Annotated in this window: 25 protein-coding genes; 11 read left to right on the top strand and 14 right to left on the bottom strand. The window is 69.4% G+C overall.

Annotation, left to right across the window (positions count from 1 at the left end):
* Window positions 1–46 precede the first annotated feature (46 nt).
* The 4 genes from ACIBBD_RS07200 to ACIBBD_RS07215 form a co-directional block, all read right to left on the bottom strand.
* Window positions 47–493: an SsgA family sporulation/cell division regulator gene (locus tag ACIBBD_RS07200; RefSeq protein ID WP_399418296.1), complete on the bottom strand. Its 447-nt coding sequence runs from the start codon at window positions 491–493 to the stop codon at window positions 47–49.
* A 99-nt stretch (window positions 494–592) separates the two neighbouring features.
* Window positions 593–1,456: an IclR family transcriptional regulator gene (locus ACIBBD_RS07205; RefSeq protein WP_399418297.1), complete on the bottom strand. Its 864-nt coding sequence runs from the start codon at window positions 1,454–1,456 to the stop codon at window positions 593–595.
* Window positions 1,457–1,652: 196 nt separating this feature from the next.
* Window positions 1,653–1,865, bottom strand: a complete 213-nt coding sequence (locus ACIBBD_RS07210) for a DUF5326 family protein (RefSeq protein WP_399418298.1) — start codon at window positions 1,863–1,865, stop codon at window positions 1,653–1,655.
* A gap of 191 nt (window positions 1,866–2,056) precedes the next feature.
* On the bottom strand, window positions 2,057–2,374 hold the full coding sequence (locus ACIBBD_RS07215) for a cupin domain-containing protein (protein WP_399418299.1): 318 nt from the start codon (window positions 2,372–2,374) through the stop codon (window positions 2,057–2,059).
* Window positions 2,375–2,422: 48 nt separating this feature from the next.
* On the opposite strand from ACIBBD_RS07215, the gene ACIBBD_RS07220 reads away from it, so the two are divergent.
* From ACIBBD_RS07220 to ACIBBD_RS07240, 5 genes are all read left to right on the top strand, one after another.
* The gene (locus tag ACIBBD_RS07220) at window positions 2,423–2,800 is read left to right on the top strand and encodes a phage holin family protein (protein ID WP_399418300.1); all 378 of its coding nucleotides are present in this window, start codon (window positions 2,423–2,425) and stop codon (window positions 2,798–2,800) included.
* Between the two features lie 7 nt (window positions 2,801–2,807).
* The gene (locus ACIBBD_RS07225; RefSeq protein WP_399418301.1) at window positions 2,808–3,299 is read left to right on the top strand and encodes a low molecular weight protein-tyrosine-phosphatase; all 492 of its coding nucleotides are present in this window, start codon (window positions 2,808–2,810) and stop codon (window positions 3,297–3,299) included.
* Window positions 3,296–4,447: a cystathionine gamma-lyase gene (locus ACIBBD_RS07230; RefSeq protein WP_399418302.1), complete on the top strand. Its 1,152-nt coding sequence runs from the start codon at window positions 3,296–3,298 to the stop codon at window positions 4,445–4,447. Before ACIBBD_RS07225 ends, ACIBBD_RS07230 begins: the two co-directional genes overlap by 4 nt.
* A 225-nt stretch (window positions 4,448–4,672) precedes the next feature.
* The gene (locus ACIBBD_RS07235; protein ID WP_399418303.1) at window positions 4,673–5,578 is read left to right on the top strand and encodes a LysR family transcriptional regulator; all 906 of its coding nucleotides are present in this window, start codon (window positions 4,673–4,675) and stop codon (window positions 5,576–5,578) included.
* 87 nt (window positions 5,579–5,665) lie between these two features.
* The gene (locus tag ACIBBD_RS07240) at window positions 5,666–6,148 is read left to right on the top strand and encodes an NUDIX domain-containing protein (protein WP_399418304.1); all 483 of its coding nucleotides are present in this window, start codon (window positions 5,666–5,668) and stop codon (window positions 6,146–6,148) included.
* Window positions 6,149–6,164: 16 nt separating this feature from the next.
* Here the strand turns inward: ACIBBD_RS07240 and ACIBBD_RS07245 are convergent, their stop codons facing one another.
* Window positions 6,165–7,637, bottom strand: a complete 1,473-nt coding sequence (locus ACIBBD_RS07245; protein WP_399418305.1) for a globin domain-containing protein — start codon at window positions 7,635–7,637, stop codon at window positions 6,165–6,167.
* A 432-nt stretch (window positions 7,638–8,069) separates the two neighbouring features.
* Window positions 8,070–8,702, bottom strand: a complete 633-nt coding sequence (locus tag ACIBBD_RS07250) for an HAD family hydrolase (protein ID WP_399418306.1) — start codon at window positions 8,700–8,702, stop codon at window positions 8,070–8,072.
* A gap of 275 nt (window positions 8,703–8,977) precedes the next feature.
* On the opposite strand from ACIBBD_RS07250, the gene ACIBBD_RS07255 reads away from it, so the two are divergent.
* Entirely contained in the window at window positions 8,978–9,844 is an 867-nt protein-coding gene (locus tag ACIBBD_RS07255; protein ID WP_399418307.1) for a GNAT family N-acetyltransferase, read from the top strand.
* Between the two features lie 81 nt (window positions 9,845–9,925).
* Here the strand turns inward: ACIBBD_RS07255 and ACIBBD_RS07260 are convergent, their stop codons facing one another.
* On the bottom strand, window positions 9,926–10,348 hold the full coding sequence (locus ACIBBD_RS07260) for a heme-binding protein (RefSeq protein ID WP_399418308.1): 423 nt from the start codon (window positions 10,346–10,348) through the stop codon (window positions 9,926–9,928).
* Window positions 10,349–10,498: 150 nt separating this feature from the next.
* Complete coding sequence (locus ACIBBD_RS07265) at window positions 10,499–11,707, bottom strand: MFS transporter (protein WP_399418309.1); 1,209 nt, start codon at window positions 11,705–11,707, stop codon at window positions 10,499–10,501.
* 139 nt (window positions 11,708–11,846) lie between these two features.
* On the opposite strand from ACIBBD_RS07265, the gene ACIBBD_RS07270 reads away from it, so the two are divergent.
* Window positions 11,847–12,311 carry a MarR family winged helix-turn-helix transcriptional regulator gene (locus ACIBBD_RS07270; protein ID WP_399418310.1) on the top strand — a complete coding sequence of 155 codons (465 nt, stop codon included), beginning with the start codon at window positions 11,847–11,849 and terminating at the stop codon, window positions 12,309–12,311.
* A 9-nt stretch (window positions 12,312–12,320) separates the two neighbouring features.
* Complete coding sequence (locus tag ACIBBD_RS07275; protein ID WP_399418311.1) at window positions 12,321–12,773, top strand: GNAT family N-acetyltransferase; 453 nt, start codon at window positions 12,321–12,323, stop codon at window positions 12,771–12,773.
* A gap of 77 nt (window positions 12,774–12,850) precedes the next feature.
* Here ACIBBD_RS07275 and ACIBBD_RS07280 read toward each other — a convergent pair whose 3' ends face one another.
* Both ACIBBD_RS07280 and dnaB read right to left on the bottom strand, forming a co-directional pair.
* Window positions 12,851–14,236, bottom strand: coding sequence for a serine hydrolase domain-containing protein (locus tag ACIBBD_RS07280; RefSeq protein WP_399418312.1), 1,386 nt, complete (start codon window positions 14,234–14,236; stop codon window positions 12,851–12,853).
* A 57-nt stretch (window positions 14,237–14,293) separates the two neighbouring features.
* Complete coding sequence (gene dnaB, locus ACIBBD_RS07285) at window positions 14,294–15,772, bottom strand: replicative DNA helicase (RefSeq protein WP_399418313.1); 1,479 nt, start codon at window positions 15,770–15,772, stop codon at window positions 14,294–14,296.
* 460 nt (window positions 15,773–16,232) lie between these two features.
* Between dnaB and ACIBBD_RS07290 the strand changes: the two genes are divergently transcribed.
* Window positions 16,233–17,570, top strand: coding sequence for an MATE family efflux transporter (locus tag ACIBBD_RS07290; protein WP_399418314.1), 1,338 nt, complete (start codon window positions 16,233–16,235; stop codon window positions 17,568–17,570).
* A gap of 242 nt (window positions 17,571–17,812) precedes the next feature.
* Here the strand turns inward: ACIBBD_RS07290 and rplI are convergent, their stop codons facing one another.
* The 4 genes from rplI to rpsF all read right to left on the bottom strand — a co-directional run bounded on the left by rplI (window position 17,813) and on the right by rpsF (window position 19,551).
* Complete coding sequence (gene rplI / locus ACIBBD_RS07295) at window positions 17,813–18,259, bottom strand: 50S ribosomal protein L9 (RefSeq protein ID WP_399418315.1); 447 nt, start codon at window positions 18,257–18,259, stop codon at window positions 17,813–17,815.
* An 18-nt stretch (window positions 18,260–18,277) separates the two neighbouring features.
* Window positions 18,278–18,514, bottom strand: a complete 237-nt coding sequence (rpsR, locus tag ACIBBD_RS07300; protein WP_003949403.1) for a 30S ribosomal protein S18 — start codon at window positions 18,512–18,514, stop codon at window positions 18,278–18,280.
* A gap of 81 nt (window positions 18,515–18,595) precedes the next feature.
* A complete protein-coding gene (locus ACIBBD_RS07305) occupies window positions 18,596–19,180 on the bottom strand; it encodes a single-stranded DNA-binding protein (protein ID WP_399418316.1) in 585 nt (194 codons plus the stop codon).
* A gap of 80 nt (window positions 19,181–19,260) precedes the next feature.
* Window positions 19,261–19,551: a 30S ribosomal protein S6 gene (gene rpsF / locus ACIBBD_RS07310; RefSeq protein WP_004950685.1), complete on the bottom strand. Its 291-nt coding sequence runs from the start codon at window positions 19,549–19,551 to the stop codon at window positions 19,261–19,263.
* A gap of 287 nt (window positions 19,552–19,838) precedes the next feature.
* Between rpsF and ACIBBD_RS07315 the strand changes: the two genes are divergently transcribed.
* Both ACIBBD_RS07315 and femX read left to right on the top strand, forming a co-directional pair.
* Complete coding sequence (locus ACIBBD_RS07315; RefSeq protein ID WP_399418317.1) at window positions 19,839–20,150, top strand: hypothetical protein; 312 nt, start codon at window positions 19,839–19,841, stop codon at window positions 20,148–20,150.
* Between the two features lie 223 nt (window positions 20,151–20,373).
* A complete protein-coding gene (femX, locus tag ACIBBD_RS07320) occupies window positions 20,374–21,492 on the top strand; it encodes a peptidoglycan bridge formation glycyltransferase FemX (RefSeq protein ID WP_399418318.1) in 1,119 nt (372 codons plus the stop codon).
* Window positions 21,493–21,563 lie beyond the last annotated feature (71 nt).

The raw sequence follows: 21,563 nt of genomic DNA on the forward strand, positions 1-21,563 counted from the left end.
CCCCACCCATGCCGAAGCGTTCCGCCACCGTTCGCCGCCGCACCCCTCAGCCGGCGCTCTGCTCCTCCGCCAGGATCCGGTCCAGCGCCTCGTCGAGATGAGCGTCGAAGTCGGCGAGTGCGCCCTCCTGGCCCAGTGGCACCAGCTTGTCGGTGCGGTCGAGGAAGGCGACGAGGGGTGCCGCCGAGGAGCGGAACACCGCCTGGTCGCCCCCTACCTGAAGCCGGATCAGCACCTCGCTCAACGAGTCCGGGTCGACCGGTGAGACCCGGACGTCCCCCTCGCCGCACGGTCTGCCCACTCCGTCGATGAGCAGCTCCCGCCCGAACGCCCAGGTCACCGGAGCATCACCGGGGAGGTGAAAGGTGAGCCGTACGGCGTAGGGATCGCAGGTCTCATAGCCCAGTTCCACCGGGATACGGAACGAGAGCTCCTCGGAGACGAGAAAGCTCATCATGACCTCTGCCTGTACTGCTTGTACGGACTCGCGCATCGCCTAACCCCGTCATGGCCGTCGAATGGCTGGGAATCAACCCCTGACATTGCAAGGCATCTTGCTGAACGTACACAACAGATCACAAGGAGTGAGTTTTCAGATACTGATAGAGATCGCGAGTGATCCCAGCATCCGTCCGACCTCGTCCTGCAGTTGCCGGGCGGCCGACAGCAGTCGGTCGGCCTGGTGGGCGGGGAGGGAGATGGCCATGGTGGCGGCGGTGGTGCCCACGGTGATGGGAATGGCGGCGCACACCGTGCCCAGCGCGTACTCCTGCCGTTCGACGACCGTGTCCATCCGACGGACGCGGTCCAGCCTCCGCATCAGGGTGTGGTCGTCGCGCACCGTGTACGGGGTGATGGACTGCACGGGGTAGCGGTCCAGGTGGTCGCGGCGGGACTCCTCGTCGAGCTGCGACAGCAGGCACTGGCCGATGGCGTGCGCGTGCCCGGTCTCACGGAAGTCGGCCCATTCCTCGACCGCCGGGTTGCCGGGGGTGTCGGAGACGCACATGACCTCGATCTCGCCCTCGCGGTACACGGCGTAGTACACGGGCACACCGATCGAATCCCGCCAGTGGGCGAGCGTGTCGACGACCGTGCTGCGACGTTTCTGCGCCGCTCCGCTGCTGCCCAGCCGCTCGGCGGCCTCACCGAGGAAGAACAGCCCTTTCTCCCGGCGGAGATAGCCCTCGTGGACCAGGGTGCGCAGCAGGTGGTACGCCGTGGGAAGCGCGAGACCCGTCTCGCGGGCCAGTTGTTTGGCCGGGGCTCCGCACGCGTGCTCGGCGACCCTCTCCAGCAGACGCATCGCACGCTGCACGGAGCCGATGAGCGTGGTCGCGGGCTGCGGCTGTTCGGGGACGCCGGCACCCGGCGGACGCTGGAGCGGGGGCGCGGTGGAACAGCGGCGGGCGGGGGGTGCGTACGGTTCCGCTGAGGCGGTGTCAACGGTGGCCAAGGGTCACTCCCGAAGCGCGAGAGGGCGGTCCGTGCGGGGAGACACGGGAGGGGGATGGACCGCTCGCGGGGTTCGTCCCCGCGTCGGGCTCCGGACTCTAACCGTCCGCCACCGCTCGCGGACGGGCCCTGAGGGAAACTTCCCCCGGCCGAGGGAACCGGTGATTCCTGTTACCGATCACCGGTCCCGGCACCCCTCACCAGTCGCTGCGCGAGGAGGAACTCGACGTGAACTTCCGTACGACGTAGATCAGTCCGCCGACCAGCGCCACGAAGACCAGCAGTTTGAAGAGCAGGCCGATCACGAAGCCGACGACATTGGCTATCAGGCCGCCGAACACGACCAGGGCGATGAGCGGCACCGCCACCCACTTCACCCACCACGGCAGTCCCGCAAAGATCTCTCGCATCGCCCTCGTCCTCGTCCCTGTCCTCGTTCGGTCGGATGTCCGGCACCTGTGACGTACCGGTTCCTTCCGATGTCCTGCCGTCGATGCTAGGTCCGCAGCATGGGTGTTCGGGGGCCTCGCGCCCCTTGTCCTCCCCTGACCGGTCCCCTAGGGAACCCGGAGGCGGCGCGTCACCTCCCGGGCGGAGACGATCAGCCCTCAGGTGGCGAGAACACGACCAGGACCCGCAGGTCCTCGCTGATGTGGTGGAACTTGTGGGCGACCCCGGCCGGCACGTACACCACGCTGCCGCGCGCCACCTGGGTGGTTGCCAGACCGACGGTGAGGGAGGCCCGGCCGCTCACGACGAAGTACACCTCGTCCTGGTGGTGCGGGTTCTGTGGATCATGGTCCCCGGCGTTGAGCGCGTACAGCCCCACCGACATGTTCCGCTCCCGCAGGAACTGCAGGTAGGCGCCGTCGTTGGCGGCTCGCTCCGCCTCCAGTTCGTCCAGCCGGAATGCCTTCATCGCCCTCGTCCACGCTCGCAGCCGATCTCTTCTGCCACGATCAGACACATGAAGAATTTCGTAGTCAAGACGATCGCCAACGCGGGGGCCCTGGCGGTCGCCGTCTGGCTGCTGGACAAGATCACCCTGACCGGCGACAGCACGGGCAAGAAGGTCGGCACCCTCCTCCTGGTGGCGCTGCTTTTCGGCCTCGTCAACTTCCTGGTGAAGCCGATCGTGAAGGTGCTGACCTTCCCGCTCTTCGTCCTCACGCTCGGCCTGATCACGCTGGTCGTCAACGCGCTGATGCTGCTGCTCACCTCGTGGCTGGCGGACACGTTCGACCTGAGTTTCCACGTCGAGGGCTTCTGGACCGCGGTCGTGGGCGGCCTGATCATCTCCGTCGTCTCCTGGGCGCTCAACGTCGTCCTGCCCGACAAGGACTGATCCCACGATGTCCTACCGCGTGTGCTTCGTCTGCACCGGCAACATCTGCCGCTCCCCGATGGCCGAGTCGGTCTTCCGCGCGCGGGTGGCGGAGGCCGGCCTCGACGGGCTGGTCGAGGTCGACAGCGCGGGCACGGGTGAGTGGCACGTCGGCGAGGGAGCCGACCCGCGCGCCGTCTCGGTCCTCGAGGAGCACGGGTACGCCCTCGCACACACGGCCCGTGTCTTCGAGCGGTCCTGGTTCGCGCGCCTCGACCTCGTGATCGCCCTGGACTCCGGCCACCTCGGGGCGCTGCGCCGCCTCGCGCCCACCGACGAGGACGCCCGGAAGGTACGCCTGCTGCGCGCGTACGACCCCGCCGCCGGCCACGATCTCGACGTCCCCGACCCGTACTACGGGGGCCGGGACGGCTTCGAGGAATGTCTTGAGATGGTGGAGAAGGCGAGCGAGGGGCTGCTCACCGCGGTACGTGAGGACGTGGAGGGACGAGTGGCATGAACGATTCCGCCAGGGGCGGGGAGCGCCCCGTGGGCGAGGGCACGCGCGCGGTGCGGGCGGGTCTGCCGGAGCCGGTGAAGTACGAGCCGACCCTGCCGGGGCCGGTCTTCGCCGCCCACTTCCACCTGCCGGGCGAGCCGACGGGCCCGTACACCTACGGCCGCGACGAGAACCCCACCTGGACGCACCTGGAGCGCGCCGTCGGCGAGCTGGAGGCACCCGGGCAGGACGGCGTCGAGACGCTCGTGTTCGCCTCCGGCATGGCCGCGATCTCGTCGGTGCTCTTCTCCCAGCTGCGCGCCGGGGACACCGTCGTCCTGCCCAGCGACGGCTACCAGGCGCTGCCCCTGGTCCGGGCCCAGCTGGAGGCGTACGGCATCGAGGTGCGGACCGCGCCGACCGCTGACGACGCCCAGCTCGACGTCCTCGACGGCGCGAGGCTGCTGTGGATCGAGTCGCCGTCGAACCCCGGGCTCGACGTGTGCGACATCCGGCGGCTCGTCGAGGCGGCACACGCGCGTGGCGCCCTGGTGGCCGTCGACAACACGCTCGCCACGCCGCTCGGACAGCGCCCACTGGAACTCGGTGCCGACTTCGCGGTGGCCAGCGGCACGAAGCAGCTCACCGGACACGGCGACGTTCTCCTCGGTTACGTCACGGGACGCGCCGGTGAGTCGATGACGGCCGTACGGCGCTGGCGCAAGATCGTCGGGGCGATCCCGGGGCCCATGGAGGCCTGGCTCGCGCACCGGTCGATCGCCACGCTCCCGCTGCGGGTCGACCGGCAGAACGCCAGCGCCCTGGCCGTCGCCGAGGCGCTGCGGGGGCGGCCCGAGGTGACCGGGCTGCGGTATCCGGGGCTGCCCGGCGATCCGTCCCACGAGGTGGCCGCACGGCAGATGCGGCGCTTCGGGTGCGTGGTCTCCTTCGCTCTGCCCACGCGCGCGCGTGCCGAGCGTTTCCTCGAGGCGCTGCGGTTCGTGGACGACGCGACGAGCTTCGGCGGGGTGCGGTCGACGGCCGAGCGGCGCGGACGCTGGGGCGGGGATGCGGTACCGGAGGGCTTCGTCCGTCTGTCGGTCGGAGCGGAGGATCCCGAGGACCTGGTGGCGGATGTGCTGCGTGCGCTGGAGGAGTCGGCGCGGTGAACGGTTGACGGACACCCCGCGGTGTCCCGCTACGCACATCGGACGGTCCGAGCCTCCCCCCTCGTGGCTCGGACCGTCCGCGGTTCCGCGCGCGAAGAACCGCGCGAACAAGGCTAGTTGACTCTGTGTCAGTGTCCAATCACAGTAGCGACAGAGACCTATCGACTTATTTATAGTTGGGCCCTGCCTCGGGCCGTGAGAAGGGCAGGGGGAGGGGCACGCTTGATGGATTTGGCCTTGCTGCGCACCTTCGTGACCGTGCACCGGGCCGGCTCCTTCACCCGTGCCGCCGCCCTGCTGGGCCTGTCGCAGCCGGCCGTGACCTCCCAGATCCGCACACTGGAACGGCAACTGGGACGCCCGTTGTTCCTGCGCCAGGCCCGTGGTGTCACGCCGACGACCATCGGCGACGAACTCGCCCACAAGGCCGCCCCGCATCTGGACGCCCTGGTCGAGATCGCGGAGACCGGTCTCGACGACGAATCCTCCGTACGGACCCTGCATCTGGCCGGGCCCCCCGAGTTCACCGCCGAACGGGCTCTTCCCGCCCTCACCGAACTGACCGGCGACGACAGGCAGGGATTCGCCCTGCGCGCCTCCTTCGGAACCGCCGAGGAAGTCCTGGAGGGGCTGGCCTCCGGGCACCACGACCTCGCCATCAGCACCGCCCGGCCCCGCGGCGCCCTCCTCACCGCCACCCCGTTGTGCGACGAGGAGCATGTCCTGGTCGCCTCCCCGCGCCGGGCCGAGCTCATCGGTCCGCAGAAGCTGCGCCGCGCGGGTGCGTCCGCGCTGGAGAACCTCCCGGTCGTGGAGGTCCACGAGTCACTGCCCTTCGTCTCCCGCTACTGGGCCTCCGTCTTCGACTCGCGCCCTGCCGCATCGGGCACCGTCATCGTCCCCGACCTGCGCGCGGTCCTCGCCTGCGCGATCGCGGGCGCCGGCCTGGCGGTGGTGCCCCGCTATCTGTGCGCGGCCGCGCTCGACCGCGGTGACGTCGTCGCACTGCATGAGCCCGCAGTGCCGCCGCTGCGGACGTACGTCCTGGTGGTGCGTACCGGCACGCTGGCGATGCCGCATATCGCGCGGGCCCACGAATGGCTGCTTCGGACGGCTGCCGACTGGTGCTGAGCGGCTCCTCCGGGTTCTCACGGGGTGGGGTCGATCGGTGACATTTCGCGATGTTTCACGTGGAACCAGCCGGGCCACATTTCTCCCATGACCGTCCGACCCGTGGTCAAGCGCACCGCCCGCGCCGTTCTGCTGGACGGTGACGACCTGATCTTGATCAAGCGCACCAAGCCCGGCATGGATCCCTACTGGCTCACGCCCGGAGGTGGGGTCGAGCCGGAGGACCCGACCGTCGTCGACGCCCTGCACCGCGAGGTGTACGAGGAACTCGGCGCCAAGATCACCGACGTGGTGCCCTGCTTCGTCGACACCGTCGAGCACATCGGCGAGGACGGTGGCGCGACCGGGGTGAAGGTGCAGCACTTCTTCGTCTGCCGTCTGGAGTCGATGGACCCGGCGCTGCGGCACGGCCCCGAGGTCGAGGAGCCCGTCGGCGAGTACGAGATCGTCCGGGTGCCGTTCACCCGGGTCGGCATCGCCTCCGTCCACCTCGTACCGCTGTCGCTTCGGCACTACCTCGACGGCAACATCGAGGGCGTACGCGCCATGCACGCTCCTGACCTGGGGTGACCGCGGGACCGCCGGTTCAGTGTCCGGCGGCGACGAGCTCTTCGACCGAGTCGTGGCGTATGCGTTCCGTCGGGATGCCGATGCCGCGCAGGGCGGCCACTCCGCTGCGGATCATGCCGGGCGGGCCGGAGACGTAGGCGTCGAACGCGGTCCAGGGGCCGAAGGCCCGTATGGCCTCGGGGAGCTGGAGCGCACCGTCGCGGTCGACCACCGGGCGGACCTCCAGCCAGGGATGGGACTGCTGGAGCCTGAGCATCGTGTCGATGTCGTACAGGTCGTGGTCGCTGCGGGCGCCGTAGAACACCTCGACCGGGCGGCGGGCACCGTGCTCGGCAACGTCCTCGACGAGCGCCTTGATGGGGGCTATGCCGGTGCCGCCGCCCAGGCAGAGCAGTCCGCTGTCGCTGGTGTGGTCGACGGTCATCGAGCCGGCCGGCGGGCCGAGGCGGACGACATCGCCGGGCCGGGCTCGGTGGACCAGCGCGTTGGAGACCCAGCCGGCGGGGACGGCCTTCACATGGAACGTCAGCAGTCCGTCGGAGCGGGGTGCCGAGGCGAAGGAGTAGTGCCGCCAGATCCGCGGCCACCACGGTGTCTCCAGGCTCGTGTACTGCCCGGCGAGGAAGGGGTAGGGCTGGTCGGGGCGCAGGGTGAGGACGGCGACGTCCGGGGTTCTCAGGTCGTGGGAGACGACCTCCGCGTGCCACCAGGCCGGCGCGCGCAGTTCGTCGGCGGCCGCCGCGTCGATCATGACCTGGGAGATCGTCGTGTAGGCCCGCACCCAGGCCGCCTCCGTCTCGGCGTCCCACACCGACCCGGCGTACTTGTTCAGCGCCCCGATGAGGCACTCGCCGACGGCCGGGTAGTGCTCGGGGCGGGTTCCGTACTTGCGGTGGCCGCGGCCGAGCTGTTGCAGGTAGTCCACGAGGACCGGCGTGTTGTCGATGTGTTCCACGGCGGTGAGCAGGGCCTTGAGCAGCCGGTCCCGCTGGGCGTCCATCGCGGGTGGGAAGAGCGGGCGCAGGTCCGGGTGGCGGACGAAGAGCAGCGCGTAGAAGTACGAGGTGACCTTGTCGGCCACGGGAGCCACCTCGGCCATGGTCCGGCGGATGAGCACGGCGTCCGGCGAGGCGTTCGCAGCGGGGGCGGGCTCCGCCGGGCTCTCCGCCGCGGCCTGGGGGACGGCGTCCTGCACCTGGACGGTGGCCGGGCGCTCCACGGGCTGCTGCGGCCGGTCGGTCGCGGGTGGCGTCGGCGCGGAGTCCGTCTCGGGTATTCGGGAGTCCGGGTCGGCGGCCTCACCCTGGGGTGGTTCGCCGTCGGTGGTCGCCGCGCCCCTGCCCACGGGGCGCAGCGCCGCCAGGCGGCGGCCGTCGGAGGTTCCCTGCTCGTTGCCGGGAGCCGGTGCCGGCGCCTTGCGCGGTGTGAACCAACCCTCCCCGCCGCCGGACGTGCCGCTGTCGGCCGACCTGGTGGTCGGAGCGTCCATGGTGTGCCTCGCCTCGAACATCTTTCGGTCGGTCTGCGCACTTCCACGATCGGAAGGTGCCTGCTTCCCCCGCAGACGGCTTGTTTTTCCGTTCCGTTCCCTACCGCGGCCGATACGGTCGCGGTCACCCGTAATCTGCTGTGTACGGTCGCGTAAGGCGAGAGTGCGACAGTGACCGCAGTCCTCTCACCGCAGCATCCCGCCTCGTAGGGATGCACCGGCCGCATAACCGAAATCGCGGTCCTTCGATCTCTCCGTCCCGTTAGGCTGCATTGCCCTGCTCTCGGCCCGCACGGAATATGTGCACCCCATCTCGTGCGTCACATCCGGGGCACGAACCGGAGTCGACCATACCGGGCGCCGCTCGGCGCACAAGTCCCCCCTTCCCTCCCCCGACGACGGGCATGGCGCGCACCCCTCCGGTTTCCTCATTCACCGGGGGAACTGCACCAATTCATAGGCATCCCACAGGTCCTTCCCCGCGTAGGAGTGCGTCGCGAGACCTGACAGATGGCTGTCCGCGTTGACCGCCACGGAGACCGGCACCACACCGAACAGGTCCTTGTCCGACAGCGAATCGCCGTACGCGACGCAGTCGTTCCGTGTCAGTCCGAACTCCGCGCACAGCCGGTCGGCGATCAGTACCTTCGCGGCGGCGCTGAGTACTCCGGCCGGGTCCACGGGCTCGGTGAAAGGCACCGCGGGAAACCGGGAACCGTAAGCGGCGTGCGCGCCCCACCCGGTCAGCCGCTCCACGAAGAACGAAGGCGAGAGTGATACCACCGCGCAGTACTCGCCCCGGCTTCTGATCTCCGCCCAGACCTCACGAATACGGGTCAGCCAAGGAGCAGCGTCGAACGCCGCCGCCACATGCGCGTCGGTGAGCTGCGCCCAGAGCGCGTGCACGTGCCTGGCGTACTCCGGCGGCTTGATACGTCCCGCCGCGGCCGCCCGGTCCAATGCGACCGTCTCCGCCTCCAAGCCGAGTTGACGCGAAATCTCGACCGGTGCCGACGTCCCGTGCAACAACGTGCCGTCGAGATCGAAGAGATGAAGTCTCGCCATGCGCCGAGGCTAACGACAGACGGGGCAGCGCATTGACGAAAGACGCTCAGAGCTTCGGCACGGATCACAAGCGCCCACTGCCCACGACGTTTCACGTGAAACGTCCTCGGCCTGTCGGCTCCCTCGGCTGTCGGCTGTCGGCTCCCTCGGCTGTCGGCTCCCTCGGCTGTCGGCTGTCGGCTGCCGAGGGAGCCGGCCACGACATGGCCAAAAGCACGTGCGTGATCGGGGAAACAGGTGGACGGCGAGGGCGCCGGTCGGACAGCCTGACCTGCGTGCCGACTCCTTCCCCCGCCGCTCTCCCCGTCCGCCGCCTGACGCACCGCGATCTCACCGCCTGTGCAGACCTGTCAGAGAATCGGGGGTGGCCGCGCGAGGAACACAAGTGGGGCCTCCTCCTCACCGCCGGGAAGGGGTACGGCATCGACGATCCCGACGGAGGTCTCGTCAGCGCCTGCGTCGTCACCGAGTACGGCCCGCACGACCGGCCCGCGCTCGGCGCCATCGGCATGGTGCTGGTCGCCGAACGACACTCCCGTCGGGGCATCGGCCGGCACCTGATGCGGCACGTCGTCTCCTTGATGGGCACCACCCCGCTGACCCTGCACGCGACACCGAACGGTCGTCCGCTGTACGAGGAGCTGGGCTTCAAGGCCACGGGCCGGGCGGAGATGGTGGCCGGGCACTTCACCGCCGACGGACCGACGCCCGACGTCGTCACCCGTGCGGCCACGGCCGAGGACCTCACCGCGATCGTGCGGCTCGACGAGGAGGTGTTCGGCACCGACCGCACGCATGTGATCGCGCGGCTGCCCGCCTTCGCCGACCAGGTACGGGTCGCCGAGGACAAGGGCCGGATCGTCGGCTACGCGGCCGCCTGGCCCAACATGGACACGCATGTGGTGGGTCCGCTGATCGCCCGGGACACCGAGACGGCGAAGGCACTCGTTGCGTCCCTCGCCGCCCATACCGACCGTCCGCTGCGCACCGACATCGACGTGCGCCACGAGGAACTGCTGGCCTGGGTGAAGCAGCGAGGCCTGGAGTCCGTCGCCTTCAACTCCGTCATGACCTACGGGATCCAGGAGCTGCCGGGTGACTGGAGCCGGCGGTTCGCCCCGCTCACGGTGGCGGCCGGCTGACGCACTCGGGTACGACGACGCCGGTTCCCCTGCTCGTCGGGAACCGGCGTCGTTCGGGTGTGCTCCGGGGAGACAGGCGGGTCAGGCGAGCGCCTCCAGCGCGGCCATGGCGAATCCGTGATCCTGCTCGGGGGCACCGCCGCCGACCCCGATCGCGCCGATGAGGCGGCCCTCGCGGTGGACCGGTACGCCACCGGCGATGAACAGCAGCGGCCGGTCGAGCGCGGTGGGCAGGGTGTGGAAGAGACCGCCCGGCCGCACGGCGTCGACGAGGTCGGCGGTGGGCGTGTCGAGCTGGAGTGCCGTGTACGCCTTGCGGGTGCTCGTCTCGCCGGAGATCAGCACGGCGCGGTCGTCCCGTCGGAAGGCGAGCAGATGGCCGCCCGCGTCCAGGACGGTGACGCTGACCGTGACCCCGGCGACCTCGGCGGCGTGGCGGGCGGCCGTGACGAGGGCTTCGGCGTCGCCGATGGTCAGGGGAGCGACGGCAGTGGTGGTGCTCATGAGGGGGAGTACTCCTTGGTGGTGGTGGTGAGGTGGTGAGGTACTGGTGCGGCCGAAGGCGCTGATGTCCTTCGTGGCGCTGCGGTCCTTCGTGTGGCCGGGAGACGACCGGTCCGCCGGGACGGCCCTGGCCCCGCGGACCGGTGGCGCTCAGTGGTGGGCGGCCACCGGCTGCTCGGCCGGCGTGCCCCCGGCGACCACGGTGCTGGAGGTGCCGTCGCGGCGCTCCAGGGCGGCCGAGACCAAGGCGAGCACCAGGGCGGCCGCGGCGAGGACGGCGCCGACCCAGTTGGGGGCGGTGTAACCGAGGCCGGCCGCGATGACGAGGCCGCCGAGCCAGGCCGACAGGGCGTTGCCGAGGTTGAAGGCGCCGATGTTGACCGCCGAGGCGAGCGTCGGCGCGCCGTGCGCCTGGTCGAGGACGCGCTTCTGCAGCGGCGGGACGGTCGCGAAGCCCAGGGCGCCGATCAGGACGATCGTGACGGCCGCGAGGGCCTTGTGGTGGGCGGTCACGGTGAAGAGCGCCAGGACGACCGCCAGGGAGCCCAGGGAGACGTACAGCATCGGCATCAGGGCGCGGTCGGCGTACTTGCCGCCGACGAGGTTGCCGCCGACCATGCCGAGTCCGAAGAGCACCAGCAGCCAGGTGACGGAGCCGTCGGCGAAGCCGGTCACGTGGGTCATCATCGGCGCGATGTAGGTGATGGCCGCGAAGACACCGCCGAAGCCCAGGACGGTCATCGCCATGGCGAGCAGGACCTGGGCGTTCTTGAACGCGGCCAGCTCGTGGCGCAGACGTACGCCCTCCGGCCGGGGCACCTCCGGGACCAGCTTGGCGATGCCCGCCAGACCGATGACGCCGAGGAAGGCGACGATGCCGAAGGTGACGCGCCAGCCGGCGCTCTGCCCGACGAGGGTGCCCAGCGGGACACCGACGACGTTGGCGACGGTGAGGCCGGTGAACATCATCGCGATGGCGCCGGCCTTCTTGTCCGGAGCGACCAGGTCGGCCGCGACGACGGAGCCGATGCCGAAGAAGGCGCCGTGGGCGAGCGAGGCGACCACACGGCCGATCAGCATCACGGCGAAGGTCGGGGCCACGGCGGAGAGCAGGTTGCCGGCGATGAACAGGCCCATCAGCAGCATCAGCATCCGCTTGCGGGAGACCTTGGTGCCGAGGACGGTCATCAGCGGTGCGCCGAACATGACGCCGAGTGCATAGCCGGTCACGAGAAGGCCGGCCGTGGGGATGGAGACCCCGAAGTCGCTCGCGACCTCGGGCAGCAATCCCATGATCACGAACTCTGTCGTTCCGATCCCGAAGGCCCCGATCGCGAGGGCCAGAAGCGCGAGAGGCATGGAGGGGTACACCTTCCCAGACGATTGCATGAGCGCTTTTCCTGCGTTCACAATAGTTGCATACGCGGGCTATATGCAACCGCCGACAATTGCAGGGGTGCTCTACCCTGGACTCAACCGCTCCGGGACGGAGGAACCCATGACTGCGACGGACCCCGCGCTCACCGCGCTTGCCCAGGGCTGGTGCGCCCTCTCTCTGCTCCACGGGAGAATCGAGGCCCACATCGAGCGCGCGCTGCAGGCCCGGCACGACCTGAGCGTGCGCGAGTACTCCCTGCTCGACGTGCTCAGCCGGCAGCACGATGGCGAGGGAGGCCATCTGCAGATGAAGCAGGTCGCCGACGCGGTCGTCCTCAGCCAGAGCGCCACCACCCGCCTGGTCACCCGGCTCGAGGACCGAGGGCTGCTCGAGCGCTACCTGTGCCCCACCGACCGCCGGGGCATCTACACGAACGTCACCGAGGCCGGCCTCAAGCTGCTCGACGCGGCCCGACCGACCAACGACGCGGCGCTGCGCGAGGCCCTCGACGAGGCGGCGAGGAACCCGGAACTGGCCCCGCTGGTGCGGGTCGTGGAGTCACTGAAGGCGCCCATCGCTGCGTAGGGTGCGGCTATGGGAGATCTTGAGATACGAGCCGCCGTTCCCGAGGACATCCCCGCGATCGTCGGCATGCTCGCGGACGATCCGCTGGGCGCCCAACGCGAGTCGCCGGACGACCTCGCCCCCTACCGGACCGCCCTGGAGCGGCTCGACGCCGACCCGAACCAGCGCCTGGTCGTCGCCGTGCGCGACGGGCGCGTCGTCGGCACTCTCCAGCTCACGATCGTGCCGGGCCTGTCCCGGCGCGGGGCGACCAGGTCGATCATCGAGGGCGTACGTGTCCACGCCGACGAGCGGGGCAGCGGTCTGGGCACACGATTCATCGAGTGGGCGATCGAGGAATCCCGGCGGGAGAAGTGCCAGTTGGTGCAGCTGACCTCGGACAACACGCGCACCGACGCCCACCGTTTCTACGAGCGGTTGGGCTTCGTGGCCTCCCACGTGGGCTTCAAGCTTGCGCTCTGAGCCGGCCACGGCCCCTGCGGAAGCGCCGTGTTCCACGTGAAACACGGCGCTTTCCCCGCTCAGTGCGACAGGGTCGGCTAACCGATCCCCCGCCAGCCCTCCGGGTCCACACCACCGGGCACGTCGGCCGCTCGGTCGTACGGCTGGCGCGTGAACACGAACGATCCGAGGTCCAGATGGTCCACCGTGCCGTCCGGGCGTCGTACGGCCCGCAGCACCTCCCCTGCGAAGTACCCCTCCAGCCCCGTCCACGTCCCGTCACCGTTCTCCCGGAACCGTGAGCGTCGCCCGCCGCCGGAGAGGGGCCCGAGGGAGAGGAACCCGTCAGCCATGACGCGCAGGGCGAAGGGGTTGGTGCCCCAGTACCACTGACCGGCCAACTCCAGGACGGAGCGGTCTGCCTCCCGCAACGGCCGCCACGGATCCGGCATACGCGGCTCGGCCTCGGCCACGATACGGACGAGATCAGCGGCCACCTGAGACACCATCAGGCCGGAGGTGCAGTTGGTGAGCACCACCGCGGCGACGTCGTCGGCCTCGCTGAGGGTGAGACTCGCCAGGAAGCCCGGCACCGACCCGGAGTGGCCGACCAGCAACCGGCCGTCCTGGTTCTCGATCCGCAGACCGAGCCCGTAGGAACCGCCGTCCACCAGGTCCGCGAGTTCGGCCGGCGCCGCGGGCGTCCGCATCTCCCGGAGCGTCTCCGCGCTCAGCACCCGCTCATCCCCACGGACCAGGAAGGCGGCGAACCGAGCGAGATCGTCGGTCGTGGACCAGAGTTGACCGGCCGCCGCCATCCGGCCGAAGTCCTCGGTGGGCTCGGGCAGCATCACATCGGCCCAGGGGTGCACCGCCCAACCGCCCGCATGCGGATGCTGCGGTCGTGTGCTCGTGCGGTTCAGGCCCAGGGGTTCGAGCACTTCACGCCGTAGCACCTCGTCCCACGGCGCACCCCTGAGCTCTTCGACGAGGGCGCCCAGGAGGCTGTAACCGGGGTTGGAGTAATGGAAGCGTCGCCCCGCTGGATGCAGGACGGGCTGGTCACCGAGCACATCGGCGAACTCGGGACGGAGCGCGCCCGGCGTCCGCTCCCACCACGGCCCGGGCGACTCGGCCGCCAGTCCCCCGGTGTGAGCGAGCAGTTGACCGATCGTGGCCTCCCCCACGCCGATGCCCGGCAGATACTTCTCCAGCGGGTCCTCGAGGTCGAGCGCTTCCTCGTCACGCAGCCTCAGTACGAGAACGGCGGTGAAGGTCTTGGTGATCGAGCCGATCCGGTACTGCACGTTCTCGTCCGGCCCGTGTCCGTCGACCGAGGTTCGCGCCCCGTGCCAGACCGTCCGCCCGCCCCGCACGACCGCGGCGACGAGCGACGGAGTCCGCCCCTCGGCCTGGGCCACGGCGATCCGGTGCAGCAGCGCACGCCGTGTACCGGGGAGCAGCTCTTCCTGAGATGTCGTCATGGGTCCAGTCCACCTGGCAGCGCGGCAGGCGTCGAGCTCATTTCGCCCAGGGCACGATCACGTCTGCGCCATGTCGACGAAGCGCGAGTAGTGGCCCTGGAAGGCCACGGTGATCGTGGCCGTCGGACCGTTACGGTGCTTGCCCACGATGATGTCCGCCTCGCCCGCCCGCGGCGACTCCTTCTCGTAGGCGTCCTCGCGGTGCAGCAGGATCACCATGTCGGCGTCCTGCTCGATGGAGCCGGACTCACGCAGGTCGGACACCATCGGCTTCTTGTCCGTGCGCTGCTCGGGACCACGGTTGAGCTGCGAGAGCGCGATCACGGGGACCTCCAGCTCCTTGGCCAGGAGCTTGAGGTTCCGGGACATGTCCGAGACCTCCTGCTGACGGCTCTCGGACCGCTTGGAGCCGCCGGACTGCATCAGCTGCAGATAGTCGATGATCACGAGCTTGATGTCGTTGCGCTGCTTGAGCCGACGGCACTTGGCGCGGATCTCCATCATCGACAGGTTGGGGGAGTCGTCGATGTAGAGCGGCGCGGAGGAGACCTCGGGCATCCGGCGTGCCAGGCGTGTCCAGTCCTCGTCCGTCATGGTGCCGGAGCGCATGTGGTGCAGGGCGACGCGCGCCTCGGCGGACAGCAGACGCATCGCGATCTCGTTGCGGCCCATTTCGAGGGAGAAGATGACGCTCGGCAGGTTGTGCTTGATCGACGCGGCCCGGGCGAAGTCCAGCGCGAGCGTGGACTTACCCATGGCGGGACGGGCCGCGATGACGATCATCTGGCCCGGATGGAGGCCATTGGTCAGCGAGTCGAGATCGGTGAAGCCCGTGGGCACACCGGTCATCTCGCCGCTGCGCGAGCCGATCGCCTCGATCTCGTCGAGAGCGCCCTCCATGATGTCGCCGAGCGGCAGGTAGTCCTCGCTGGTGCGCTGCTCGGTGACCGCGTAGATCTCGGCCTGGGCGCGGTTGACGATCTCGTCGACGTCGTCGTCGCCCGCGTATCCCATCTGCGTGATGCGGGTGCCGGCCTCGACCAGGCGGCGCAGGACCGCGCGCTCGTGCACGATCTCCGCGTAGTACTCGGCGTTCGCCGCCGTCGGCACCGTCTGGACGAGCGTGTGCAGATACGAGGCGCCGCCGACCTTGTTGATCTCGCCCCGCTTGGTGAGCTCGGCGGCGATCGTGATCGGGTCGGCCGGTTCGCCCTTCGCGTAGACGTCGAGGATCGCCTGGAAGATCGTCTCGTGCGCGGGCTTGTAGAAGTCGTGGCCCTTGAGGATCTCGACGACGTCGGCGATGGCGTCCTTGGACAGGAGCATGCCGCCGAGGACGGACTGCTCGGCGTCGAGGTCCTGCGGTGGCACGCGCTCGAAGGCCGTACCGCCGCCGTCCCACTCACCGGTGTCCCGGCCGCGGTCGTGCTGCTCGTCTCGGCCACGGCCCCCGTCGCCGCGCCGCCGGGCCGGGGGGAGGCGATCACTGGGACCACTGTCGGCCCACGGATCGTCCAAGGGCTCGGAAATGCTCACCGAGCCACCTCCTCCCGTCCGCCGGAGCGGACCTCGCCGTGCCCCTCATTTCTACGGCACGGCACTGACAACTGAGAGGCCCAACTCCGTTTCTGGCACGTCGGTTTTGTGAGGTTTTCACAGTCGTCGGAGGGAGCGGGCGCCGGACAACCGTAGGCCCGCGGGCACCGTCAGCCAATCTGGTTATCCACAGGCCATGTGGACGACGGCCCCGATGCTGTGGAGAACTCCGCGAAACCTGTGCACGACCCGGTGGACAGCCCTGTGAACAAGCCCTCTACTTTCCCCACACCACTCCACTGACCTGCACCTTTACCGTCCACCGGCTGTGCAGAAGAAAAACTTTCCCGGTCGGGCCAAGATCGCTTCGAACGGTGCGCGAGAGGATACGCGGCGAGATCCTGAGTAAGGGTCATAGGTGGATTGCATCTCTTACCTGTGGACGGTTAGATTGGTGGTCATGACACACGCCCCCGCGACGACCCAGGCCACTCGACGACGGCACGATCGCGAGATCGTCGCACTGGCCGTCCCGGCCTTCGGCGCACTCGTCGCGGAGCCCCTCTTCGTCATGGTCGACAGCGCGATCGTCGGCCACCTCGGCACCGCGCAACTCGCCGGCCTCGGGGTCGCCTCCGCACTCCTGATGACCGCCGTCAGTGTCTTCGTCTTCCTCGCCTACGCCACGACGGCGGCCGTCGCCCGTCGCGTGGGCGCTGACGACCTGCCGGCTGCCATCCGCCAGGGCATGGACGGCATCTGGCTGGCGCTGCTGCTCGGCGCAGTCGTGATCGCAGCCGTCCTGCCCTCGGCCCCGACGCTCGTGGAACTTTTCGGTGCCTCCGACACGGCCGCCCCGTACGCGACCACCTATCTGCGCATCTCGGCACTCGGCATTCCGGCCATGCTCGTCGTCCTGGCCGCGACCGGTGTCCTACGCGGTCTCCAGGACACACGAACCCCCCTTTACGTCGCCGCGGGGGGCTTCGTCGCCAACGCCGCCCTCAACGCCGGTCTCGTCTACGGCGCCGGCCTCGGCATCGCGGGCTCCGCCTGGGGCACCGTCATCGCACAGTGCGGTATGGCCGCGGCCTACCTCGTCGTGGTGATCCGGGGCGCTCGCCGCCACGGCGCTTCCCTGCGGCCCGACGCCGCCGGCATACGGGCCTCCGCCCAGGCCGGCGTGCCCCTGCTGGTGCGCACCCTGTCCCTACGAGCCGTCCTGATGATCGCCACAGCGGTCGCCGCACGCCTCGGTGACGCCGATATCGCGGCCCACCAGATCATCCTCTCGCTGTGGAGCCTGCTCGCCTTCGCCCTCGACGCCATCGCCATCGCGGGGCAGGCCATCATCGGACGCCACCTCGGTGCCGGTGACGCCCAGGGTGCCCGGGACGCCTGCCGTCGCATGGTGGAGTGGGGCATCGCCGTGGGTGTCGTACTCGGCCTTCTGGTGGTGGTCAGCCGGCCGGTCTTCCTCCCGTTGTTCACCGGTGATCACGTGGTGAAGGACGCGGCGCTCCCCGCTCTCCTGTTGGTCGCGCTCTCCCAGCCGATCTGCGGCATCGTCTTCGTCCTGGACGGCGTACTGATGGGCGCGGGTGACGGTCCCTACCTCGCGTGGGCGATGGTCCTCACCCTGGTGATCTTTGCCCCGGTCGCCCTGCTCGTGCCGGCGCTCGGCGGTGGGCTCACCGCTCTGTGGGGAGCGATGACGCTGATGATGGCAGTCCGGATGTTGACCCTCTGGCTGCGTACCCGCTCCGGACGCTGGGTGGTCACCGGCGCGACCCGGTGACCGCGACCCGGTGACCGTGTCACGTGAAGGCGTGGCCTGGTGACCGTGTCGCGCGAAGGCGCGACCCGATGGTGACGGCTTCTCAGGCGCGGGCCCCGGGACCGTTTCACGTGAAACCGGCGGTGCACGTCGGCCAGGCGTTTCACGTGAAACACGGCCCGAGCACGCCGAAGGGGCCGCACCCAGTGGGTGCGACCCCTTCCCAGCTGTTCAGCCGAAGCTGTTCACGCCGAGCGCAGCGATCAGGCCGCGACAACCTCGATGTTGACCTTGGCGGCAACCTCGGGGTGCAGACGCACGGACGTCTCGTGGGCGCCCAGGGTCTTGATCGGCGCACCGAGCTCGATGCGGCGCTTGTCGACGTCCGGACCACCGGCAGCCTTGATCGCCGAGGCGACGTCGGCCGGGGTGACGGAACCGAAGAGACGACCGGCGTCGCCGGAGCGAACGGCCAGGCGGACCTTCACGCCCTCGAGCTGGGCCTTGATCTGGTTGGCCTGCTCGATGGTCTGGATCTCGTGGATCTTGCGAGCGCGACGGATCTGCTCGACGTCCTTCTCGCCGCCCTTGGTCCAGCGGATCGCGAAGTTCCGCGGGATCAGGTAGTTGCGAGCGTAACCGTCCTTGACGTCGACGACGTCGCCCGCGGCGCCGAGGCCGGAGACCTCGTGGGTGAGGATGATCTTCATGTGTCGGTCACCCTTCCCTTATCGCGCGGTGGAGGTGTAGGGCAGCAGCGCCATCTCACGGCTGTTCTTGACGGCCGTGGCGACGTCACGCTGGTGCTGCGTGCAGTTGCCGGTCACGCGGCGGGCACGGATCTTGCCGCGGTCGGAAATGAACTTCCGCAGCATGTTCGTGTCCTTGTAGTCCACGTACGTGACCTTGTCCTTGCAGAAAGCGCAGACCTTCTTCTTCGGCTTGCGCACAGGCGGCTTCGCCATGGTGTATCTCCTGTGTGATCAAGAAGTTGGGATACGGCCCACCCTCGACCCGAACAGGCCCGGACATCCGGGCCCGAAGGCCTAGAAGGGGGGCTCGTCCGAGTAGCCGCCACCGCCGCCGCCGGAGTTTCCACCCCAGCCGCCACCGCCGCCCTGGCCGCCACCGGCGGGAGCGCCGGTCGCCCAGGGGTCGTCGGCGGGAGCGCCGCCCTGCTGACCGCCGCCGGGGCCACCGCCCCAGCCGCCGCCACCCTGGCCGCCACCGCCGCCGAAGCCACCGCCGCCACCCTGGCCACCGCGGCCGGAGGTCTTGGTGACCTTGGCCGTGGCGTTGCGCAGGCTGGGGCCGACTTCCTCGACGTCCAGCTCGAAGACCGTGCGCTTGACACCCTCGCGGTCCTCGTAGGACCGCTGCTTCAGTCGGCCCTGCACGATGACGCGCATGCCTCGCTGGAGCGACTCCGCGACGTTCTCCGCCGCCTGGCGCCAGACCGAGCAGGTCAGGAACAGGCTCTCGCCGTCCTTCCACTCGTTCGTCTGACGGTCGAAGGTGCGGGGAGTGGACGCGACACGGAACTTCGCGACCGCCGCACCGGAGGGGGTGAAGCGCAGCTCGGGGTCGTCGACAAGATTGCCGATGACCGTGATGACGGTCTCGCCTGCCATGGGGGAACCTCTCGGCGGGTTTGCTGCTGCTGGCTGCTTGTGCTGCTACTCAGATTCCCGAGATCAGCTGAGCGGGAGGCTCAGTGGGTCTCGGGACGGAGGACCTTGGTCCGGAGGACCGACTCGTTCAGGTTCATCTGGCGGTCGAGCTCCTTCACGACCGCAGGCTCGGCCTGCAGGTCGATGACCGAGTAGATGCCCTCGGGCTTCTTCTTGATCTCGTACGCGAGACGACGACGGCCCCAGGTGTCGACCTTCTCCACCTTTCCGTTGCCCTCGCGGACGACGGAGAGGAAGTTCTCGATCAGCGGGGAGACAGCGCGCTCCTCGAGATCGGGGTCGAGGATGACCATCACCTCGTAGTGACGCATGTGGAACCCACCTCCTTTGGACTCAACGGCCACGGTCGTTCCGTGGCAGGAGGGTTGTGATGCGTACGCAACGGTATCGGCCGCCACTGACAATCGGGGGTCGGCTTGCGACGCCCCCGCTCTGAGCTGGGCGGAGTTCCTGGCTGTGCCTGGGCAGACACCGGTGCAGACGGTACAGACTACCTGCACACCGGCTTCCGGTTGAAATCCGGCCGTGGGGACGGCCAATCTGTACACATCGGGTGTGTATGGCGCTACGATGCGCCGTTTTCCGCAGGAGGTGCCCTATGGCACAGGCATTGCGACCCAACACCGCCGGATCCCTCTTCGCCACCGACGGCAAGCGCCATCCCGTCCAGGACACGCTGCTGGCCGTGACCCTGGTACTCGGGGTGGTGTCCTTCGTCACGGCGATGTTCGACGGCCTGCACCTGCTCAGCTCGTGGACGGGTCTGGCGGGGATCGTCACCGGCGCGTACGGACTGTGGATCTCCGAGACCACCCGTGAGCGCTTCGGTCTCATCCTGGGCCTCGGTGCCGCCGGTGTCGGCTTCTTCCTCGGTATGGCGCACGGCGGCCTCTTCGGCGGGCTCTGGTGACCTGACCGATCCGGGTCCGGCACGCCGGACGGCGTTCCCGGGCCGCAGGCGCGCGGGAGACGCGGAGGCCACCTGCGCGCCGGGCGGACCGCCTCCGGCCGCCCGCGGGCCGGGCGAAGCTGCCGTGTGCCCAAACGGGCCGCTCCCCAGGCGCAGTAGGCTTCGGCGCTAGAGCCGGAGCCCCTGTACCCATGGGGACACACCAGCCCGAGGAGCGCCCCGAATGAGCCTGACCCTGAGGACGATCAGTCGCGAGCAGCATCTGGCATACATCCAGAGCCTGCCGTCGGCGAGCCACATGCAGGTTCCGGCCTGGGCCGATGTCAAGGCCGAGTGGCGCTCGGAGAACCTCGGATGGTTCGACAAGAGCGGCCAGTTGGTGGGCGCGGGCCTCGTCCTCTACCGCCAGCTGCCCAAGATCAAGCGCTACCTCGCCTATCTGCCCGAGGGTCCGGTCATCAACTGGTACGCGCCGAATCTGACCGAGTGGCTGGAACCGATGCTCGCGCACCTCAAGCAGCAGGGCGCCTTCTCCGTGAAGATGGGCCCGCCGGTGATCATCCGGCGCTGGGAGGCCACCTCCATCAAGGCGGGCATCCAGAACCCGGACGTCAAGCGGCTGCGGGACATCGAGGCCGACTTCATCGAGCCGCGCGCCTTCGAGGTGGCCGACAAGCTGCGTCGCATGGGCTGGCAGCAGGGCGAGGACGGCGGCGCCGGCTTCGGCGACGTCCAGCCCCGCTACGTCTACCAGGTGCCGCTGGCGAACCGCTCCCTGGAAGAGGTCCACAAGAACTTCAACCAGCTGTGGCGCCGCAACATCAAGAAGGCCGAGAAGGCCGGCGTCGAGGTCGTCCAGGGCGGTTACCACGACCTGGAGGAGTGGCAGCGGCTGTACGAGATCACGGCTGTGCGCGACCACTTCCGGCCCCGCCCGCTGTCGTACTTCCAGCGCATGTGGACGGCCCTCAACACCGAGGACCCCAACCGGATGCGGCTGTACTTCGCCCGCCACAACGGCGTGAACCTGTCGGCGGCCACGATGCTGATCGTCGGCGGCCACGTCTGGTACTCCTACGGAGCCTCCGACAACATCGGCCGGGAGTTCCGCCCCTCGAACGCCATGCAGTGGCGGATGCTGCGCGACGCCTACGCGCTCGGCGCGACCGTCTACGACCTGCGCGGCATCTCCGACTCGCTGGACGAGTCGGACCACCTGTTCGGCCTGATCCAGTTCAAGGTCGGCACGGGCGGACAGGCCGCCGAGTACCTCGGCGAGTGGGACTTCCCGCTGAACAAGCTGCTCCACAAGGCGCTCGACATCTACATGTCGCGCCGCTGAGCGCCCCTCACCGCTTCGACGGCGTCACCCTCGACGCCGGCCAGCTCCGACAGCTCCCTCACCTCTGACAC

Source organism: Streptomyces sp. NPDC051315, assembly GCF_044455165.1.
Classification (GTDB): domain Bacteria; phylum Actinomycetota; class Actinomycetes; order Streptomycetales; family Streptomycetaceae; genus Streptomyces.

Bases quoted from the DNA above. Each gene is read 5' to 3' on its own strand.
- ACIBBD_RS07200 (WP_399418296.1), bottom strand. From the start codon at position 493: ATGCGCGAGTCCGTACAAGCAGTACAGGCAGAGGTCATGATGAGCTTT.
- ACIBBD_RS07210 (WP_399418298.1), bottom strand. From the start codon at position 1,865: ATGCGAGAGATCTTTGCGGGACTGCCGTGGTGGGTGAAGTGGGTGGCG.
- ACIBBD_RS07215 (WP_399418299.1), bottom strand. From the start codon at position 2,374: ATGAAGGCATTCCGGCTGGACGAACTGGAGGCGGAGCGAGCCGCCAAC.
- ACIBBD_RS07220 (WP_399418300.1), top strand. From the start codon at position 2,423: ATGAAGAATTTCGTAGTCAAGACGATCGCCAACGCGGGGGCCCTGGCG.
- ACIBBD_RS07225 (WP_399418301.1), top strand. From the start codon at position 2,808: ATGTCCTACCGCGTGTGCTTCGTCTGCACCGGCAACATCTGCCGCTCC.
- ACIBBD_RS07230 (WP_399418302.1), top strand. From the start codon at position 3,296: ATGAACGATTCCGCCAGGGGCGGGGAGCGCCCCGTGGGCGAGGGCACG.
- ACIBBD_RS07235 (WP_399418303.1), top strand. From the start codon at position 4,673: ATGGATTTGGCCTTGCTGCGCACCTTCGTGACCGTGCACCGGGCCGGC.
- ACIBBD_RS07240 (WP_399418304.1), top strand. From the start codon at position 5,666: ATGACCGTCCGACCCGTGGTCAAGCGCACCGCCCGCGCCGTTCTGCTG.
- ACIBBD_RS07245 (WP_399418305.1), bottom strand. From the start codon at position 7,637: ATGGACGCTCCGACCACCAGGTCGGCCGACAGCGGCACGTCCGGCGGC.
- ACIBBD_RS07250 (WP_399418306.1), bottom strand. From the start codon at position 8,702: ATGGCGAGACTTCATCTCTTCGATCTCGACGGCACGTTGTTGCACGGG.
- ACIBBD_RS07260 (WP_399418308.1), bottom strand. From the start codon at position 10,348: ATGAGCACCACCACTGCCGTCGCTCCCCTGACCATCGGCGACGCCGAA.
- ACIBBD_RS07265 (WP_399418309.1), bottom strand. From the start codon at position 11,707: ATGCCTCTCGCGCTTCTGGCCCTCGCGATCGGGGCCTTCGGGATCGGA.
- ACIBBD_RS07270 (WP_399418310.1), top strand. From the start codon at position 11,847: ATGACTGCGACGGACCCCGCGCTCACCGCGCTTGCCCAGGGCTGGTGC.
- ACIBBD_RS07275 (WP_399418311.1), top strand. From the start codon at position 12,321: ATGGGAGATCTTGAGATACGAGCCGCCGTTCCCGAGGACATCCCCGCG.
- ACIBBD_RS07280 (WP_399418312.1), bottom strand. From the start codon at position 14,236: ATGACGACATCTCAGGAAGAGCTGCTCCCCGGTACACGGCGTGCGCTG.
- ACIBBD_RS07290 (WP_399418314.1), top strand. From the start codon at position 16,233: ATGACACACGCCCCCGCGACGACCCAGGCCACTCGACGACGGCACGAT.
- rplI (WP_399418315.1), bottom strand. From the start codon at position 18,259: ATGAAGATCATCCTCACCCACGAGGTCTCCGGCCTCGGCGCCGCGGGC.
- rpsR (WP_003949403.1), bottom strand. From the start codon at position 18,514: ATGGCGAAGCCGCCTGTGCGCAAGCCGAAGAAGAAGGTCTGCGCTTTC.
- ACIBBD_RS07305 (WP_399418316.1), bottom strand. From the start codon at position 19,180: ATGGCAGGCGAGACCGTCATCACGGTCATCGGCAATCTTGTCGACGAC.
- rpsF (WP_004950685.1), bottom strand. From the start codon at position 19,551: ATGCGTCACTACGAGGTGATGGTCATCCTCGACCCCGATCTCGAGGAG.
- ACIBBD_RS07315 (WP_399418317.1), top strand. From the start codon at position 19,839: ATGGCACAGGCATTGCGACCCAACACCGCCGGATCCCTCTTCGCCACC.
- femX (WP_399418318.1), top strand. From the start codon at position 20,374: ATGAGCCTGACCCTGAGGACGATCAGTCGCGAGCAGCATCTGGCATAC.